This is a genomic window from Vibrio tritonius (genome assembly GCF_001547935.1).
In the GTDB taxonomy this organism is placed as follows: Bacteria; Pseudomonadota; Gammaproteobacteria; order Enterobacterales; family Vibrionaceae; genus Vibrio; species Vibrio tritonius.
Genome location: NZ_AP014635.1, coordinates 2775061 through 2791012, shown reverse-complemented (window position 1 = coordinate 2791012; position 15952 = coordinate 2775061). Strand labels below are relative to the sequence as shown.

The following is a 15952-nucleotide window of genomic DNA, read 5'->3' as shown; positions in this document are numbered from 1 at the left end:
TAAGTTATGCAGTTAGGTCGGCATATTTCTGGTCAGTTTAATACCGAGCTCGAAGCGATACGAACTCATGTGCTCACTATGGGCGGGTTGGTTGAGCAGCAGCTCTCATACGCAATGCATGCATTACATACAGATGATGTTGAATTAGCGCGCAAAGTCGTCGAAGACGACCACAAAGTAAATGCGATGGAAGTCTCGATTGATGAGGCATGTACGCGCATTATTGCTAAGCGCCAGCCCACGGCTAAAGATTTGCGTTTAATTATGGCGATTATTAAGACCATTACCGACTTGGAGCGTATTGGTGATGTAGCGACCAAAATGGCCTTTGTTGTTATCGAAAGCCCTTCGACCCGTGAGCGTCAATTTCAGGTCTCGTTAGAGCCATTGTGTCGCTCTGCCATTTCAATGTTGCATCAGGTACTGGATGCTTTTGCTCGAATGGATGTCGAGGCTGCGGCCCAAATCTACAAGTTAGACGATGGTTTAGACAGCGAAGTGGAAGCGGTTATTCGCCAACTGATGACCTATATGATGGAAGATTCGAAAAATATCCCTCATATTTTGCAGGTCATGTGGTCTGCTCGCGCTATCGAGCGAATTGGCGACCGCTGCCAGAACATTTGTGAATACATCATCTATTATGTGAAAGGTAAAGACGTGCGCCACCTTGGTGACCAATCGATAGATGACGTTATTCGTTAGCGTGAAGTAAGCTGTTTGGCTACCGCTTTGAGCGCTTCAATATTGGTTATGGGAATGCTGAAATCGTCGCAATCGGCATTGCCCATCCGAGCACTGGATTTGGCTAGTTTCATCAGGCTTGGACGCACAGTTTTCCCTGATAAATGCACTTCTTTTACGCCTGTTCGGGCCACAATGTTAGCAACATTATGGGCATTAATTCCGGCTCCCGCCATGATCACCATTTGATCTTTAACTTGCTCAACCATTTGAGCGATGACATCACAACCTTGTTCGGCGCAAGGTGCTGTGCCTGAGGTAAGTATGCGGTTAACACCAATATCGAGCAAAGTATCAATCGCTTTTTGATAGTTGCGGCATTGGTCAATGGCTCGGTGATAGGTCACTTGCAAATTAAACGCCTGAGCATGATGAGTCAGTTTTGAGGTTGCTTCTTTATCAACATCACCGTCTGCGGTTAATACGCCGAGTACCACGCCTTGCAAACCTGCTTGTGCGGCCATTTCAATATCCCATTTCATTTGCTCAATTTCAGCCGGAAGATAGAGAAAATCCCCTTGTCTTGGACGAATCATCGCAAAAACAGGAACAACACTGAACTCGCTAGCACAACGCATCAGTCCCCAACTTGGGGTTAGGCCACCTAATGCCAGTGATGAACAAAGCTCTATCCGAGTTGCGCCACCTTGCATCGCATTAGATAGTGATTCGATGTTATCAATGCACACTTCCATTTGGTATTTCATTGGGATTCCTAAAATGGGATAAATAGCTTGGGTCTATTCAATAACAAAAAATCCCGATACTCAAGAGTATCGGGATTCGATAAGACTTTACTTCATAACTGATTGGTTTGGCTTTAATGCTCTATATTCCAACCATTAACCCGAGTTGAGCGCGGGCTACGAATTATGCTTATTTTTTATCTAGGTCTGAAGTGTGTTCAGATAGGTAAGATGCAACGCCGTCTGGAGATGCTTTCATACCTGATTTACCTTTTTCCCATTGTGCAGGACAAACTTCGCCGTGCTCTTGGTGGAACGCTAGTGCGTCAACCATGCGTAGCATTTCGTCGATGTTACGGCCTAGAGGACCATCGTTGATTACTTGGTGACGTACAACACCTTCTTCGTCGATTAGGAATGAACCACGAAGAGCAATGCCAGGGCCGTTTGGATCAACAACGTCGTATGCGTTCACAACTTCGTGAGTTGTATCTGCAACTAGAGTGTATTTCACTTCGCCAATACCGCCTTTATCCACTGCAGTATTACGCCATGCATTGTGTGAGAATACTGAATCGATAGAAACACCGATCACTTCGCAACCTTTTTCTTGGAAATCAGCAAGACGTTTGTCGAATGCAATGATTTCTGAAGGGCATACGAATGTGAAGTCTAGTGGGTAGAAAAATACAACTGCTTTTTTACCTTTGATGTGTTCGAAAAGGTTAAAGTTGTCAACGATTTCACCGTTGCCTAGAACAGCTCCAGCAGTAAAGTCAGGGGCTTTGCGACCTACTAGTACCATTTTTTGCTCCTAATAATTTAGTTTTTTGCTGAGTCATATAGGGTTGAAATGACTCATTCCGTGTAACTACAGAACAAACTATAGTACAAAGCAGAGCATAGAAAAAAGCGAATAAAATAGATTGTGTTAATCGAAAAAAACGATGATAGACTCTGTAAAGAAAGAGAACACTTTATGAGAAAAAAGAGTCGGATAGATTATGAACAAGTGGCCCAGTTTAAAACAGTTACATTACCTCGTCACCTTACACGAAACTAGGCATTTTGGTGAAGCTGCTGAGCGATGTTTTGTTAGTCAGTCAACCTTGAGTAAAGGCATCCAAAACCTCGAAGAACTTATCGGCTGCGCACTGTATGAAAAAAAAGATAAGAAGAGTCCTTTGGTGTTTACCCAATCAGGTGAAGCCGTGGTGAAACAAGGCCGCGAGCTACTTGCTAAAGGGCAAGACTTAGTTGAACTAGGTAAACTTTGCCATGGCGGTGTTATGGAAGGGCAGCTCAAACTGGGTTGTATTCCGACTATTGCCCCATTTTTGCTAGGCGATTTGGTTCAGGAGATTAATATTCGGTTTCCTAAACTGCATTTATTGCTGCGTGAGGATACCACTACCAATTTATTAACAGCACTCCGCTCAGGGGAGTTAGACGTGTTGGTTCTCGCACTTCCGGTTGATATTGGTGAGATGGAAAGCAAAGTAGTAGGGCAAGATCCGTTTCGAATGGTGATCAGCCGTAATCAAGCGAATTCGATTCGAGTGCCAATCAAATACGCAGATTTACCCGATCAATCGGTGTTTCTTCTCGAGAATGAACACTGTTTGACAGAGCATGCGGTATCAGCCTGTAAGTTAACTGATAAAGAGAAAATTAATCCATTCACGGCAACCAGCTTGCATACATTAGTGCAAATGGTGGCTAACGGTCTTGGTACAACATTTATTCCGCAAATGGCAATAGAGCATGGCTTGTTAGACAATCAAAATTTGCTGGTGGTGGATCCTCCCGGTCAGCAGGCTTATCGCAATATAGGTCTAGTTTGGCGACCTAGTTCTTCCAGAACAGCCACATTTAGTCAGTTAGCAGAGGTAGTCAGCGAGCTACTTTAGACAGGAGTGAGTATTTATTGCTACTAAAACTAGTTTATTTCACCAAGATTTAGTGTTTTTAGTAGCATATTGCTCTGTTAGTGATTTTTTAATTGTAAAATTTTACAGCTTTTCTCGAATGAAGCTTTCATAAAATCGGCAATGTTGACATTGTTAATTTTACATATGTGCAATTGATTTCTCTACGCTTATTATTTTTAGGTATAACTAATTTATCAATAAAATCATATCTTACTCTCACCAGCCCCCCGTTGGTTCTTAATCTTTATGTCTGTAAATTACAGAGTTCTTTTTGTAATTTAATTACGTAATTTATTACATTTCTTACTTGATAAATAACACAAGTCATTGATCGGAATAAAACTTCAAAGTTGTGTTTTTGCTATTGCCAAACCTTTATTTAATCTGCGTTGTAGGTTAATTTTAAAGGCGTCAAAGAGAGCGGTTAGTATTTGGAAAGTTAATGGTTAGGCCGTAAAGCCCTATTAATTGTTAAGCCCTTCTCAAAATTTAAATGGAATTTTGTAGTTCTAAAATTACAAATGTGATTTTGGTTTAAGTTAAGGATGCAATATGTTGGCAGAAACGCGTGAAACTAATCCGATGCAAATTCTTGAGAGTCTGAAAGTTATCGGTCCACTTAGCGATCCCCACAAGGAGATTTTTTCAGAGCCTGCGCAGGTTTTTCTTACCGCTTTGTGCCAAAAGTTTGCCCCTCGTCTAGACGAATTATTAAATCAGCGAACTGCTTTTCAAGCTCGAATAGACCAAGGACAGCTCCCCGACTTCTTGCAAGACACAGTTGATATTCGTGAAGGCAGTTGGAAAATTATGGGTATTCCCAACGACCTTCAAGATCGTCGTGTAGAGATTACCGGGCCAACCGACCGGAAAATGGTGATCAACGCGCTTAATGCCAATGTGAAAGTGTTTATGGCCGACTTTGAAGATTCGATGTCTCCTGCTTGGGACAAAGTTTTAGACGGTCAAATAAACCTTCGTGATGCCATCTTAGGCACCATTAGTTATTCCAATCCAGACAACGGTAAGGTCTACGAATTAAAAGAGAATCCAGCGGTTCTTATTTGTCGCGTGCGTGGTTTGCATCTACCAGAAAAGCACGTGCTATTTGCAGACAAAGTAATCCCTGGGTGTTTGTTTGATTTCGCCTTGTATTTCTTTAATAACCACAAAGCTTTACTTGCTAAAGGTTCTGGTCCTTATTTTTACTTACCTAAGCTGCAGTCATACCAAGAAGCGAAGTGGTGGAGTGATGTTTTCCATTTCACCGAAGAATATTTTGGTTTACATACCGGCACTATCAAAGCAACGGTGCTCATCGAAACTCTACCTGCCGTCTTTCAAATGGATGAGATTTTATTCTCCCTAAAAGAGCATATTGTTGGTCTTAACTGTGGACGCTGGGATTATATCTTTAGCTATATCAAGACATTGAAAAAGCATCCTGATCGAGTGTTACCAGATCGTCAAGTGGTTACCATGGATAAGTCGTTCCTCAATGCGTATTCCCGATTATTGATCTACACCTGCCATCGTCGAGGTGCCTTTGCTATGGGGGGGATGGCTGCCTTTATTCCTGCCAAAGATCCGCAAGAAAATGCCGCAGTACTTGAGAAAATTCAAAGAGATAAGCGTCTTGAGGCCGATAATGGCCATGATGGCACTTGGGTTGCGCATCCTGGACTGGCGGATACCGCCATGGCCGTGTTTGATGAAGTGCTTGCCGGACGTAAAAATCAACTGGATGTATCGCGTATGGCTGACGCGCCTATTACTGCGAACGAGTTACTCGAACCCTGTTACGGTGAGCGAACCGAGCAAGGGATGCGTCACAATATTCGGGTCGCTTTGCAATACATCGAAGCTTGGATTTCAGGGAATGGGTGTGTGCCAATCTATGGGTTGATGGAAGATGCCGCGACCGCAGAAATATCTCGAGCATCAATATGGCAATGGATTCAACAAGGTAAAACTTTAGATAACGGTAAGGTCGTATCAAAAGACCTATTTAGAGAATACCTAAAACAAGAGATAGATGTCGTGAAAACGGAAGTAGGAGATAAGCGTTTCACGCAAGGACGTTTTGCTGAGGCAGCCGATTTAATGGAACGTATTACAACCAGTGACGAACTGCCCAACTTTTTAACCATTCCGGGATACGACTATTTGTCGTAACCAAATAGCCAAAGAACGTGAAACAAGCCTCCCATCAAAGAAGACTTTGAGTAGAGGGAACATAAGCGCAAGCCAATGCGCCTTACAAAGAGGGAAAGACCATGACATTGACTCGTCGTCAACAAATCGAAGCACTAGAAAAAGATTGGGCAACCAATCCACGCTGGAAAAATGTAAAACGTACTTATACTGCCGAAGAAGTCGTGAACCTACGTGGTTCGCTGGTTCCTGCCAATACAATAGCTCAGCGTGGTGCTGATAAATTATGGTCCTTGGTCAATGGCAGTGCTAAAAAAGGGTATGTTAACTGTCTTGGTGCGTTGACTGGTGGTCAAGCGGTTCAACAGGCAAAAGCAGGTATTGAAGCGATCTATTTGTCTGGTTGGCAAGTGGCAGCAGACAACAACACTGCATCGACTATGTATCCTGACCAATCTCTCTATCCTGTTGATTCTGTTCCGTCTGTAGTGAAGCGAATCAATAACTCGTTTCGTCGTGCAGACCAAATTCAATGGACTAACGGCAAGTCGGCGCAAGATGAAGGTGGTATCGATTACTTCCTGCCTATTGTTGCGGATGCTGAAGCGGGCTTTGGTGGCGTTTTGAATGCTTATGAGCTAATGAAATCTATGATTGAAGCTGGAGCGGCAGGGGTTCACTTTGAAGACCAACTCGCATCGGTGAAAAAATGTGGACACATGGGGGGGAAAGTTCTTGTTCCTACTCAAGAAGCGGTTCAAAAGTTAGTTGCTGCTCGTCTAGCTGCAGATGTTGCGGGAACGACCACGTTAGTTATTGCGCGAACTGACGCTAACGCTGCGGATTTATTGACATCGGATTGCGACCCTTACGATAAAGACTTCCTTACGGGTGAACGTACCTCAGAGGGTTTCTTCCGCGTTAAAGCGGGTATTGACCAAGCTATTTCCCGAGGTCTTGCTTATGCGCCCTACGCTGACCTAGTGTGGTGTGAAACAGCAAAACCGTGTCTTGAAGAAGCGCGCAAGTTTGCAGAGGCGGTGTTGGCTGAGTACCCAGATCAACTGTTGGCTTATAACTGTTCGCCATCGTTTAACTGGGAGAAAAATCTCGACGCTAAAACCATTGCTGAGTTCCAACAAGCACTATCTGACATGGGATATAAATATCAATTTATCACTTTGGCAGGTATCCATAACATGTGGTTCAACATGTTTGAATTGGCCCATGCTTATGCTCAAGGCGAAGGTATGCGTCACTATGTTGAAATGGTGCAGCGTAAAGAGTTTGCCGCAGCAGAAAAAGGCTACACCTTTGTGGCACACCAACAAGAGGTGGGAACTGGCTATTTTGATAAAGTGACGAATACGATTCAAGGTGGAAACTCATCTGTAACGGCACTGACTGGGTCGACGGAAGAAGATCAGTTTTAAACCTAGCAAACTCCACTGACTTTTTATTATCTCATTCCATGTATGTTCAATACTTTGGTATCTTATTTTCGAGCGGCGTAAGCCGCTCTTTTTTTACTTTATAAACCTAAGTAACTTCAAGATGCAGGCGTTACCTAGTGCTAAATGGCATATTGGAGAAAATAGGGCTTTGCGGACTAATTGGCCTCATCGCCGTATTCGTCGGGTTCTGACTCTTCTTGCAGCTCCAATAATGTAATTGCAATCGCGATAAAATCGGTTTCCGTAATGATGCCGACAAGCTGCCCTTTGCTCACAACGGGTAAACAGCCAACCTTATGCTTTTGCATATATAAAGCACTTTCTTTTAATCCAGCCTGAGGCGCGACACTCATCACATGTTGATGCATGACTTCGTATAATGGAGTATCAGCCGTATAAGAAGAGTCCTCTGGTACGTGATGCAAGCTTGACTCTTGAGCTGCCAAAATATCACGTTGTGATACTACGCCTAGCAATTGTCTATTGGCATCAACAATTGGAATATGGCGTATATCAAGCGCTTTCATTGTGCTTTTTGCATCGGACAGCGTGTGGGTGCGTAGCAACGTATGTGGGTTGCGAGTCATCATCTCTTCCACTTTAATCATGGCCATCTCCTATTGTCCATTAATGAACTGACTATAGTTTTTTTAAGAGAAAGAGAGTGAGATGTGAATCGTTATTTGTGGTGATAAGGCGTGACCAAAGTTAAAAATGATGCATTTTCTTTAGTTGAGCAGTGACTTTAACTATAAACGTTGGATGGATGTAAAAAAGAATGAGCATTCCTTTGGTGATGAGCTTAACCTGTGGTTGTGGATGAAGTAATGAATTCTGTATGTTGAGGTTGTTTGGGAATAGGTGCGTATTTTGAAGTCCTCTAGGTAACGGTATATACTAGCGCGCCGCGAAATATCCATCGCACAAATTCACTCAATAAAGAATCAGAAGTCATGCACGTTTCAGATTTTAGTTTTGAACTCCCAGACGAGCTTATTGCTCGCTATCCCAAGACAGAACGAACCGCGAGTCGTCTGCTGCAGCTTAACGGCAACAGTGGCGAACTTACGGATGGAACATTTAAAAACGTTCTAGAACTCGTTCAACCAGGTGATTTGCTGGTATTTAATAATACTCGCGTCATTCCTGCGCGTATGTTTGGCCGTAAGGCTTCCGGCGGTAAGCTAGAAGTGTTGGTTGAACGTATGTTGGATGAGCATTCTATTTTAGCTCATGTCCGTTGTTCAAAACCGCCAAAACCAGGTACCGAATTGTTCCTTGGCGAAAATGATGAGTTCCAAGCGGAAATGGTGGCTCGCCACGATGCGCTGTTTGAAATTCGTTTTACTTCGGCAACCGCTGTACTCGATATCCTTAATACCATTGGACATATGCCGTTACCTCCGTATATCGATCGCCCTGATGAAGATGCCGATAAAGAGCGTTACCAAACGGTTTACAACAAAAAACCGGGCGCTGTGGCTGCTCCTACTGCGGGGTTGCATTTTGATAAACCATTGCTTGAACAAATCAAAGCAAAAGGTGTCGAATTTGCTTATGTGACCTTGCATGTGGGTGCTGGTACTTTTCAGCCTGTGCGCGTGGATGATGTTGAAAATCATCACATGCACTCAGAGTACGTAGAAGTGCCGCAGGAAGTTGTTGATGCTATCAAAGCAACGAGAGAACGTGGTGGACGCATTATTGCGGTTGGTACTACTTCTGTTCGTTCTCTAGAGAGTGCCGCGCAAGATGCACTGAAAAAAGGCACTGAATTAGTACCGTTCTTTGGTGATACCGAGATCTTTATTTACCCTGGCTATGAGTATCAATTGGTGGATTGTTTAATCACCAACTTCCATTTGCCAGAATCTACCTTGATTATGTTGGTAAGTGCTTTCGCTGGTTACGATCATACGATGGCAGCTTACCATCACGCTGTGGCCGAAAAATATCGTTTCTTTAGCTACGGCGACGCGATGTTTATCAGCAAAAAAACGCAATAATAGTGTGTTTTTATAACGGCTCAATATTTATCAATACCCAGTGACTAGGGTTGTAAACTTAGTAACTGATATCCCGTCAGACTGTTTCTCTGACATTGGAGGCTATGTGAAATTACAGTTCGAACTTAAGAAAAAAGACGGCAATGCCCGTCGCGGCCAGATTACTTTTGAACGTGGTACTGTTCAAACCCCTGCATTTATGCCGGTGGGTACGTACGGCACGGTAAAAGGTATGACACCAGAAGAAGTGAAAGATACTGGTGCTCAAATTCTGCTCGGAAACACTTTCCACCTGTGGCTTCGTCCTGGACAAGAGGTGATGAAACTACATGGTGACTTGCATGACTTTATGAACTGGCAAGGTCCTATTCTTACCGATTCCGGTGGCTTCCAAGTATTCAGCCTAGGTGATATTCGTAAAATTACTGAAGAAGGCGTGCATTTCCGTAATCCAGTAAATGGCGATAAAATCTTTATGGATGCAGAAAAATCTATGGAGATTCAGAAAGATTTAGGTTCTGACATCGTGATGATTTTTGACGAGTGTACGCCATACCCTGCGACACACGATGAAGCGAAAAAGTCGATGGAAATGTCATTACGCTGGGCAAAACGTTCACGTGATCATTTTGAAAAACTGAAAAACCAGAACTCGCTATTTGGCATTGTTCAGGGTAGTGTTTATGAAGACTTACGTGATGTATCAGTAAAAGGTCTAACTGAACTCGATTTTGATGGTTATGCTGTCGGCGGTTTGGCCGTAGGTGAGCCGAAAGATGATATGCACCGCATTCTAGAGCATACCTGTCCACAATTGCCTGAAGACAAACCTCGTTACCTAATGGGGGTTGGCAAACCGGAAGATTTAGTAGAAGGTGTTCGTCGTGGTATTGACATGTTTGACTGTGTGATGCCGACACGAAATGCTCGTAATGGACACCTATTTGTGACTGGAGGTGTGATCAAGATCCGTAATGCGGCACATAAAACGGATACAACACCACTGGATCCTGAGTGTGACTGTTACACTTGCAAAAATTATTCGAAGTCGTATTTGCATCATTTAGATCGTTGTAATGAAATTCTTGGTGCACGTCTCAACACGATTCATAACTTACGTTACTATCAACGTCTAATGGCGGCAATCCGTCAGGCGATAGAAGAAGATCGTTTTGAACAATTTGTAACTGAGTTTTATGCTCGTCGTGATCGCGAAGTGCCACCGTTACAAAAAGACAAAGCGTAATTTTTAAGTTGGACCGAATTGGGGCTACTGGCTTGAATTTGGTCCAATTTGGCCCAATTAAACATCAGAATTAACAAACAATAACTTAGAGGACGTTTCTCAATGAGTCTAATTTCTGTAGCGCATGCAGCAGGCGAAGGTGCCGCGCAACAACCTGGCGGTGAATTCAGCATGATCATCATGCTTGGCATGTTTGCAGTCATCTTCTACTTCATGATTTATCGCCCACAGGCAAAACGCGCCAAAGAGCATAAAAACCTAATGTCTTCTATGAGCAAAGGTGATGAAGTGCTAACTAGCGGCGGTTTTGTTGGCAAAATCAGCAAAATCTCTGACGACAATGACTACATTGCGATTGAACTGAATGCAAACAACGAAGTGGTTATCAAAAAAGACTTCGTTTCAGCGGTGCTACCTAAAGGTACACTAAAATCTCTATAAGACAGCTCAAGGATCCTCGCTGTGCTAAACCGTTATCCTTTATGGAAGTATTTAATGGTGCTGTTTGCTATCTTGGTAGCAGCGATTTATGCACTTCCAAATATATACGGTGAAGATCCGGCTATTCAGATTACAGGGGCGCGTGGCGCCTCTGTTGATATGTCAACGCTGGACTCTGTCACCAAAGCGCTCGATACAGCGCAACTCTCTCATAAATCTGTTGCTCTTGAAAATGGCTCTGTGCTAGTTCGTTTTAAAGACACCGATACTCAATTAACTGCTCGTGATGTGATCAGTGAAGCGCTTGGTAAAGACAAGATCGTAGCTCTGAACCTCGCGCCATCAACACCAACTTGGCTACAAGATATCGGCGCAGCGCCGATGAAACTTGGTCTTGACCTTCGTGGTGGTGTGCATTTCTTAATGGAAGTGGACATGGATGCTGCGATGGAAAAACTGGTCGGTCAACAAGAAGATGCGTTCCGTACAGAATTGCGTGAAGCGAAAATTCGTTACCGTGCTGTTCGTTCTCAGAAAGAATCAGTTGATATTACCCTACGCAATAGTGAGCAGCTTGATGAAGCACAAACGCTCCTGACCAGTAAACATCCGGACATGCTATTTACTCCGGCTGCGGAAGAAGGTCGCTATGTGTTAACTGCTACATTTACCGAAGCTCGTATGCAAGAGATTCGTAACTACGCAGTAGAGCAAAACATCACTATTCTACGTAACCGTGTAAACGAACTCGGTGTTGCTGAGCCTTTGGTTCAACGTCAAGGTGCGACTCGTATTGTTGTTGAGCTGCCTGGTGTTCAAGATACCGCTCGTGCGAAAGAAATTTTGGGTGCGACAGCGACACTTGAGTTCCGTGAAGTGGATGACAGTGCTGACCTAACAGCTGCGGCTGCTGGTCGTGTACCAGCGGGTACAGAAGTTAAGTTTGACCGCAACAATCGTCCTGTCGTTCTTAAGAAGCGCGTTATTTTAAACGGTTCGAGCATCACCGATTCAAGTTCAAGTACTGACGAATATGGTCGCCCACAAGTTAACATCTCACTTGATAGTGAAGGTGGTAGCAAAATGGCTGCGTTCTCTAAGAAAAATATCGGCAAGTTGATGGCAACGGTCTTTGCAGAATACAAAGACAGTGGCCGTAAAAATGCAGAAGGTCGTGTGATTCTTGAGAAGCATGAAGAGGTTATTAACCAAGCGACGATTCAGTCAGCATTGGGCAGCAACTTCCGTATCACAGGTATCGACTCGATTGCTGAAGCGCATAACCTGTCGTTACTATTGCGTGCTGGTGCACTGATTGCTCCTATTTCCATTGTCGAAGAACGTACGATTGGTCCATCAATGGGGCAACAAAACATCGATATGGGTGTTCAAGCCTGTGTTTGGGGTTTGATTGCCGTAATGATCTTTACCTTCGTCTATTACCGTAAGTTTGGTTTGATTGCCGATCTAGCGCTAATGGCGAACTTAGTATTGATTATTGGTGTGATGTCGTTAATTCCTGGTGCGACCATGACCTTGCCTGGGATTGCGGGTATCGTATTAACTGTCGGTATGGCAGTCGATGCCAACGTATTGATTTTCGAGCGTATTCGTGAAGAGCTAGCTGAGGGACGTAATCCTCAACAAGCGATTCACCAAGGCTACGCTAACGCATTCAGTACTATCGCCGATGCTAACATTACTACCTTGATTACAGCGATTATTCTTTTCGCAGTAGGTACAGGTGCTATTAAAGGTTTTGCCGTGACTTTGTCGATCGGTATTTTAACCTCCATGTTTACTGCTATTGTCGGTACACGTTGTGTCGTGAACCTGATGTACGGTGGTAAACGCATCAAGAAATTGTCGATCTAAGGTTAGGAATCATTATGTTTCAAATTCTTAAACCAGGAAAACTGATCGACTTTATGAGTCGGTCGAAATACGCTTTCGTTCTGTCTAGCTTGATGATTATTGCCTCTATAGCAGTGATCAGTATGAAAGGCTTAAACTGGGGCCTTGATTTTACAGGCGGTACATTAATTGAAGTCGGTTTCAATCAAGCGGCTAATCTAGATGACGTTCGCGCTTCTTTAGAGACGAAAGGCTTTGATGACGCAACAGTGCAAAACTTCGGTTCAGCACGCGAAGTCATGGTGCGTTTACGCCCGCGCGATAATGTAAAAGGCGAAGAGCTAGGCAACCAAATCATCAATGCGATCAAAGAAGGAACGGGTAAAGACGTTCAAATGCGTCGTATTGAATTTGTTGGTCCGAACGTGGGTGGTGAATTAGCAGAAAATGGTGGCCTAGCCATTTTGGTTTCCCTTATCTGTATTCTTATCTACGTATCTGCACGTTTTGAATGGCGTTTGGCTGCTGGTGCTGTAATGGCTTTGGCACACGACGTTATCATCACCATCGGTGTTTTCTCGTTCATGCAGATTGAGGTCGATTTGACTATCGTTGCAGCATTGCTCACTGTGGTGGGGTACTCGTTGAACGATACTATCGTGGTATTTGACCGTATTCGTGAAAACTTCCGTAAGTTACGTAAAGGTGACCCAGCGGAAATTATGAATACGTCAATCACTCAAACGTTAAGTCGTACTTTGATTACATCAGGAACAACCCTGTTTGTAGTTATCGCACTGTTTGTTGAGGGTGGTGCGATGATTCATGGCTTTGCTACCGCATTGCTATTGGGTATCACTGTTGGTACTTACTCATCGATTTACGTTGCTTCGGCCTTGGCCTTGAAGCTCGGTATCACCAAAGAGCATTTAATGCCGGTGAAAGTCGAAAAAGAGGGGGCCGACTTAGAAGGTCGCCCATAAATGAAAAAGCCACTGCATGCAGTGGCTTTTTTTATATAACTATAATTGTCATCCATTATCTAAAAGGGAGAGTCCTATGGCTATTACGCAACTCGATTCAAATGTGGCGCTCATTGTTATCGATCTTCAAGAGGGGATTGTCCCTTTACCTCCAAAAGAAAATGCCGATTTAGCAGTGCAACACTCGATTGAATTGATCAATGCATTTCACGATAAAAGTCAGCCAGTGGTACTAGTCAATGTTGCTGGTGGCGCTCCTGGTCGCACAAGTTTGCCTCATTCCGGTGGCGCTTTACCCAATAACTGGGCAACCCTAATCGATGAGCTTCCTCGACAAGAGAGTGACATCATAATCACCAAAAATAACTGGGGCGCATTCATTAACACTGACTTACATGAGCAGCTACAAGCTCGTCAAGTGAGCCAAATCGTTGTGGTTGGTATTGCTACGAGTATGGGCGTTGAATCGACCGCGCGCCAAGGTTATGAGCTGGGTTACAACGTTGTATTGATTGAAGATGCCATGACGGATAAGAGTTTGGTTAACCATAAAAACTCTGTTGAGTGTATTTTCCCAATGCTAGGAGAGATTGGTTCAACTCAAGAACTACTTACTCTACTTAACTAATTAGAAAATAAGATAAAAAAAGCCCGAGTTATACTCGGGCTTTTTCAGCTGTGACGGAATGTCATGTCAGATAATATCAGACATGGTATTGATTATTTAAGGATCGCGTCGTTACCGTTTTCACGGATGTGTTTTAGAATTGATTTAACGCCGCGAGCGCTTGAACCAACAATGTTGCCAGACTTCATGTAATCAGTGCCGCCAGCAAAGTCAGTTAGGATTGCACCAGCTTCACGAGCGATAAGCTCACCAGCTGCCATATCCCATGGTTTTAAGCCTAGCTCAAAATAACCGTCAACGCGGTTAGCTGCTAGGTAACATAGATCCAACGCTGCTGAACCAGTACGACGGAAATCGGCACATTCTACAAATAGAGAAGATACGATTTTCAAGTAAGATTCAGAATGTTGTTTTTGCTTGAATGGGAAACCTGTTGCTAGAACAGCGCCCTGTAGGTCTTTCAATTGTTTAACGCGAATACGAGCGTTGTTCAGTTGTGCGCCAGCGCCACGTTGAGCAGTGAAAAGCTCATTTAGCATTGGGTCGTAAACACACGCCACTTCAGTTTTACCACGCATGCGAACTGCGATAGAAACTGCGAAGTGAGGTAAACCTTTTACAAAGTTAGTAGTGCCATCCAGTGGGTCGATGATCCATTGTACGTCTTTATCTTTACCTTCGATAAGACCGCTTTCTTCCGCTACGATGCAGTGCTCTGGGTATGAGCTTTGAATAGTATGGATAATGATAGATTCGGCTTCTTTGTCAATGTTAGTAACAAAGTCATTAGTGCCTTTCTGAGTTGATTCGATTTTCTCAGCGTTTTCTAAAGATTTAGCAATATGGTTGCCTGCTTTTCGCGCTGCGCGAATAGCAATGTTTAGCATTGGATGCATACGAATTTCCCAACGGATGTTAAAGAACGAAAAAAGCGGGACGCAGTATACCAAAAGCGAGAGAAAAGGGAAGTGGTTATTTTGTGTTCAACTAAAGTCAGTGAGCAAAAAAGGGTCTGACCATTTTACTCAGGTTTATGGTAAACTCCCCACGCTATTTAGAGAGTGGTGTGATTATTCCATGTTAGACAATGTTAAAGTCGTTTTAGTTGAAACATCTCATTCCGGTAACATCGGTTCTGCAGCCCGTGCGATGAAAGTGATGGGATTGAGTCAGTTGGTGTTAGTGAATCCTCAATGCGAAGTTGATGCTCAAGCGATCGCTTTAGCGGCTGGGGCAAGTGATATTGCGTTAAGTGCTGAGATCGTGTCTAACCTCGATGATGCTGTGCATGATTGCGGTTTGGTCGTGGGCACGAGCGCTCGTTCCCGTACTCTGGATTGGCCGATGTTGAATCCAAGAGAGTGCGGTGAGAAATTTGCGCAAGAAGGCTTACAACATCCAGTGGCAATCGTGTTTGGCCGTGAACGTACCGGTTTAACGAATACTGAATTGCAGACCTGTCATTTCCACGTCAGCATTCCAGCTAATCCCGAATACAGTTCTCTGAATTTGGCTATGGCGGTGCAAACACTCTGTTACGAAATTCGTGTCGCACATTTGGCTCAAGAAGCTGAACGATATTCCGAGGTGCAAGAGCAAGAATATCCTCGCCAACATGAGCTGGAATTGTTTTATTCGCACCTTGAAAAGGTGATAACAGATACCCAATTTATCTCTAAAGAGCAACCGGGTTTGGTGATGAATAAGCTGAGACGATTGTTTAGTCGTGCTCGTCCAGAGGCTCAAGAACTCAATATTTTACGTGGTATTTTAACCTCGGTAGAGAAGCAATTGCCGAATAAGAAATAACCATTATTATTTTGTG

General features: G+C 43.7%; 15 protein-coding genes. 11 read left to right on the top strand and 4 right to left on the bottom strand.

All coding sequences use genetic code 11. From position 1 onward, the window contains the following. The first annotated feature begins 6 nt into the window (after positions 1-6). Positions 7-705 carry a phosphate signaling complex protein PhoU gene (gene phoU, locus JCM16456_RS12340; protein WP_068714773.1) on the top strand — a complete coding sequence of 233 codons (699 nt, stop codon included), beginning with the start codon at positions 7-9 and terminating at the stop codon, positions 703-705. Here phoU and JCM16456_RS12335 read toward each other — a convergent pair. Both JCM16456_RS12335 and JCM16456_RS12330 read right to left on the bottom strand, forming a co-directional pair. Beyond that, entirely contained in the window at positions 702-1451 is a 750-nt protein-coding gene (locus JCM16456_RS12335; protein WP_068714771.1) for a copper homeostasis protein CutC, read from the bottom strand. The two genes, phoU and JCM16456_RS12335, sit on opposite strands and share 4 nt — an antisense overlap. Positions 1452-1620: 169 nt before the next feature. Then, complete coding sequence (locus JCM16456_RS12330) at positions 1621-2235, bottom strand: peroxiredoxin (protein ID WP_068714769.1); 615 nt, start codon at positions 2233-2235, stop codon at positions 1621-1623. Positions 2236-2434: 199 nt separating this feature from the next. On the opposite strand from JCM16456_RS12330, the gene JCM16456_RS12325 reads away from it, so the two are divergent. The 3 genes from JCM16456_RS12325 to aceA all read left to right on the top strand — a co-directional run bounded on the left by JCM16456_RS12325 (position 2435) and on the right by aceA (position 6948). Further along, positions 2435-3340 (top strand): hydrogen peroxide-inducible genes activator, encoded by a 906-nt coding sequence (locus tag JCM16456_RS12325; RefSeq protein WP_068714767.1) that lies wholly within the window; start codon positions 2435-2437, stop codon positions 3338-3340. A 573-nt stretch (positions 3341-3913) separates the two neighbouring features. Then, the gene (gene aceB, locus JCM16456_RS12320) at positions 3914-5536 is read left to right on the top strand and encodes a malate synthase A (RefSeq protein WP_068714765.1); all 1623 of its coding nucleotides are present in this window, start codon (positions 3914-3916) and stop codon (positions 5534-5536) included. A 101-nt stretch (positions 5537-5637) separates the two neighbouring features. Beyond that, the gene (gene aceA / locus JCM16456_RS12315; RefSeq protein WP_068714763.1) at positions 5638-6948 is read left to right on the top strand and encodes an isocitrate lyase; all 1311 of its coding nucleotides are present in this window, start codon (positions 5638-5640) and stop codon (positions 6946-6948) included. A 176-nt stretch (positions 6949-7124) separates the two neighbouring features. Here the strand turns inward: aceA and JCM16456_RS12310 are convergent, their stop codons facing one another. Further along, the gene (locus tag JCM16456_RS12310) at positions 7125-7577 is read right to left on the bottom strand and encodes a CBS domain-containing protein (protein WP_068714761.1); all 453 of its coding nucleotides are present in this window, start codon (positions 7575-7577) and stop codon (positions 7125-7127) included. A gap of 345 nt (positions 7578-7922) precedes the next feature. Here JCM16456_RS12310 and queA point away from each other — a divergent pair, with 345 nt between their 5' ends. The 6 genes from queA to JCM16456_RS12280 all read left to right on the top strand — a co-directional run bounded on the left by queA (position 7923) and on the right by JCM16456_RS12280 (position 14127). Continuing rightward, entirely contained in the window at positions 7923-8975 is a 1053-nt protein-coding gene (queA, locus tag JCM16456_RS12305) for a tRNA preQ1(34) S-adenosylmethionine ribosyltransferase-isomerase QueA (protein WP_068714759.1), read from the top strand. A gap of 106 nt (positions 8976-9081) precedes the next feature. Next, the gene (gene tgt / locus JCM16456_RS12300) at positions 9082-10221 is read left to right on the top strand and encodes a tRNA guanosine(34) transglycosylase Tgt (protein WP_068714757.1); all 1140 of its coding nucleotides are present in this window, start codon (positions 9082-9084) and stop codon (positions 10219-10221) included. Between the two features lie 102 nt (positions 10222-10323). Then, positions 10324-10662, top strand: coding sequence for a preprotein translocase subunit YajC (yajC, locus tag JCM16456_RS12295; protein WP_068714755.1), 339 nt, complete (start codon positions 10324-10326; stop codon positions 10660-10662). A 21-nt stretch (positions 10663-10683) separates the two neighbouring features. Then, positions 10684-12537 (top strand): protein translocase subunit SecD, encoded by a 1854-nt coding sequence (gene secD / locus JCM16456_RS12290; RefSeq protein ID WP_082712302.1) that lies wholly within the window; start codon positions 10684-10686, stop codon positions 12535-12537. Positions 12538-12551: 14 nt separating this feature from the next. Continuing rightward, positions 12552-13499: a protein translocase subunit SecF gene (gene secF, locus JCM16456_RS12285; protein WP_068714751.1), complete on the top strand. Its 948-nt coding sequence runs from the start codon at positions 12552-12554 to the stop codon at positions 13497-13499. A 76-nt stretch (positions 13500-13575) separates the two neighbouring features. After that, positions 13576-14127, top strand: coding sequence for an isochorismatase family protein (locus JCM16456_RS12280; RefSeq protein WP_068714749.1), 552 nt, complete (start codon positions 13576-13578; stop codon positions 14125-14127). Positions 14128-14219: 92 nt separating this feature from the next. Here JCM16456_RS12280 and suhB read toward each other — a convergent pair whose 3' ends face one another. Beyond that, positions 14220-15023 carry an inositol-1-monophosphatase gene (gene suhB, locus JCM16456_RS12275; protein ID WP_068714747.1) on the bottom strand — a complete coding sequence of 268 codons (804 nt, stop codon included), beginning with the start codon at positions 15021-15023 and terminating at the stop codon, positions 14220-14222. 181 nt (positions 15024-15204) lie between these two features. Here suhB and trmJ point away from each other — a divergent pair, with 181 nt between their 5' ends. Then, complete coding sequence (gene trmJ / locus JCM16456_RS12270; protein WP_068714745.1) at positions 15205-15936, top strand: tRNA (cytosine(32)/uridine(32)-2'-O)-methyltransferase TrmJ; 732 nt, start codon at positions 15205-15207, stop codon at positions 15934-15936. Positions 15937-15952 lie beyond the last annotated feature (16 nt).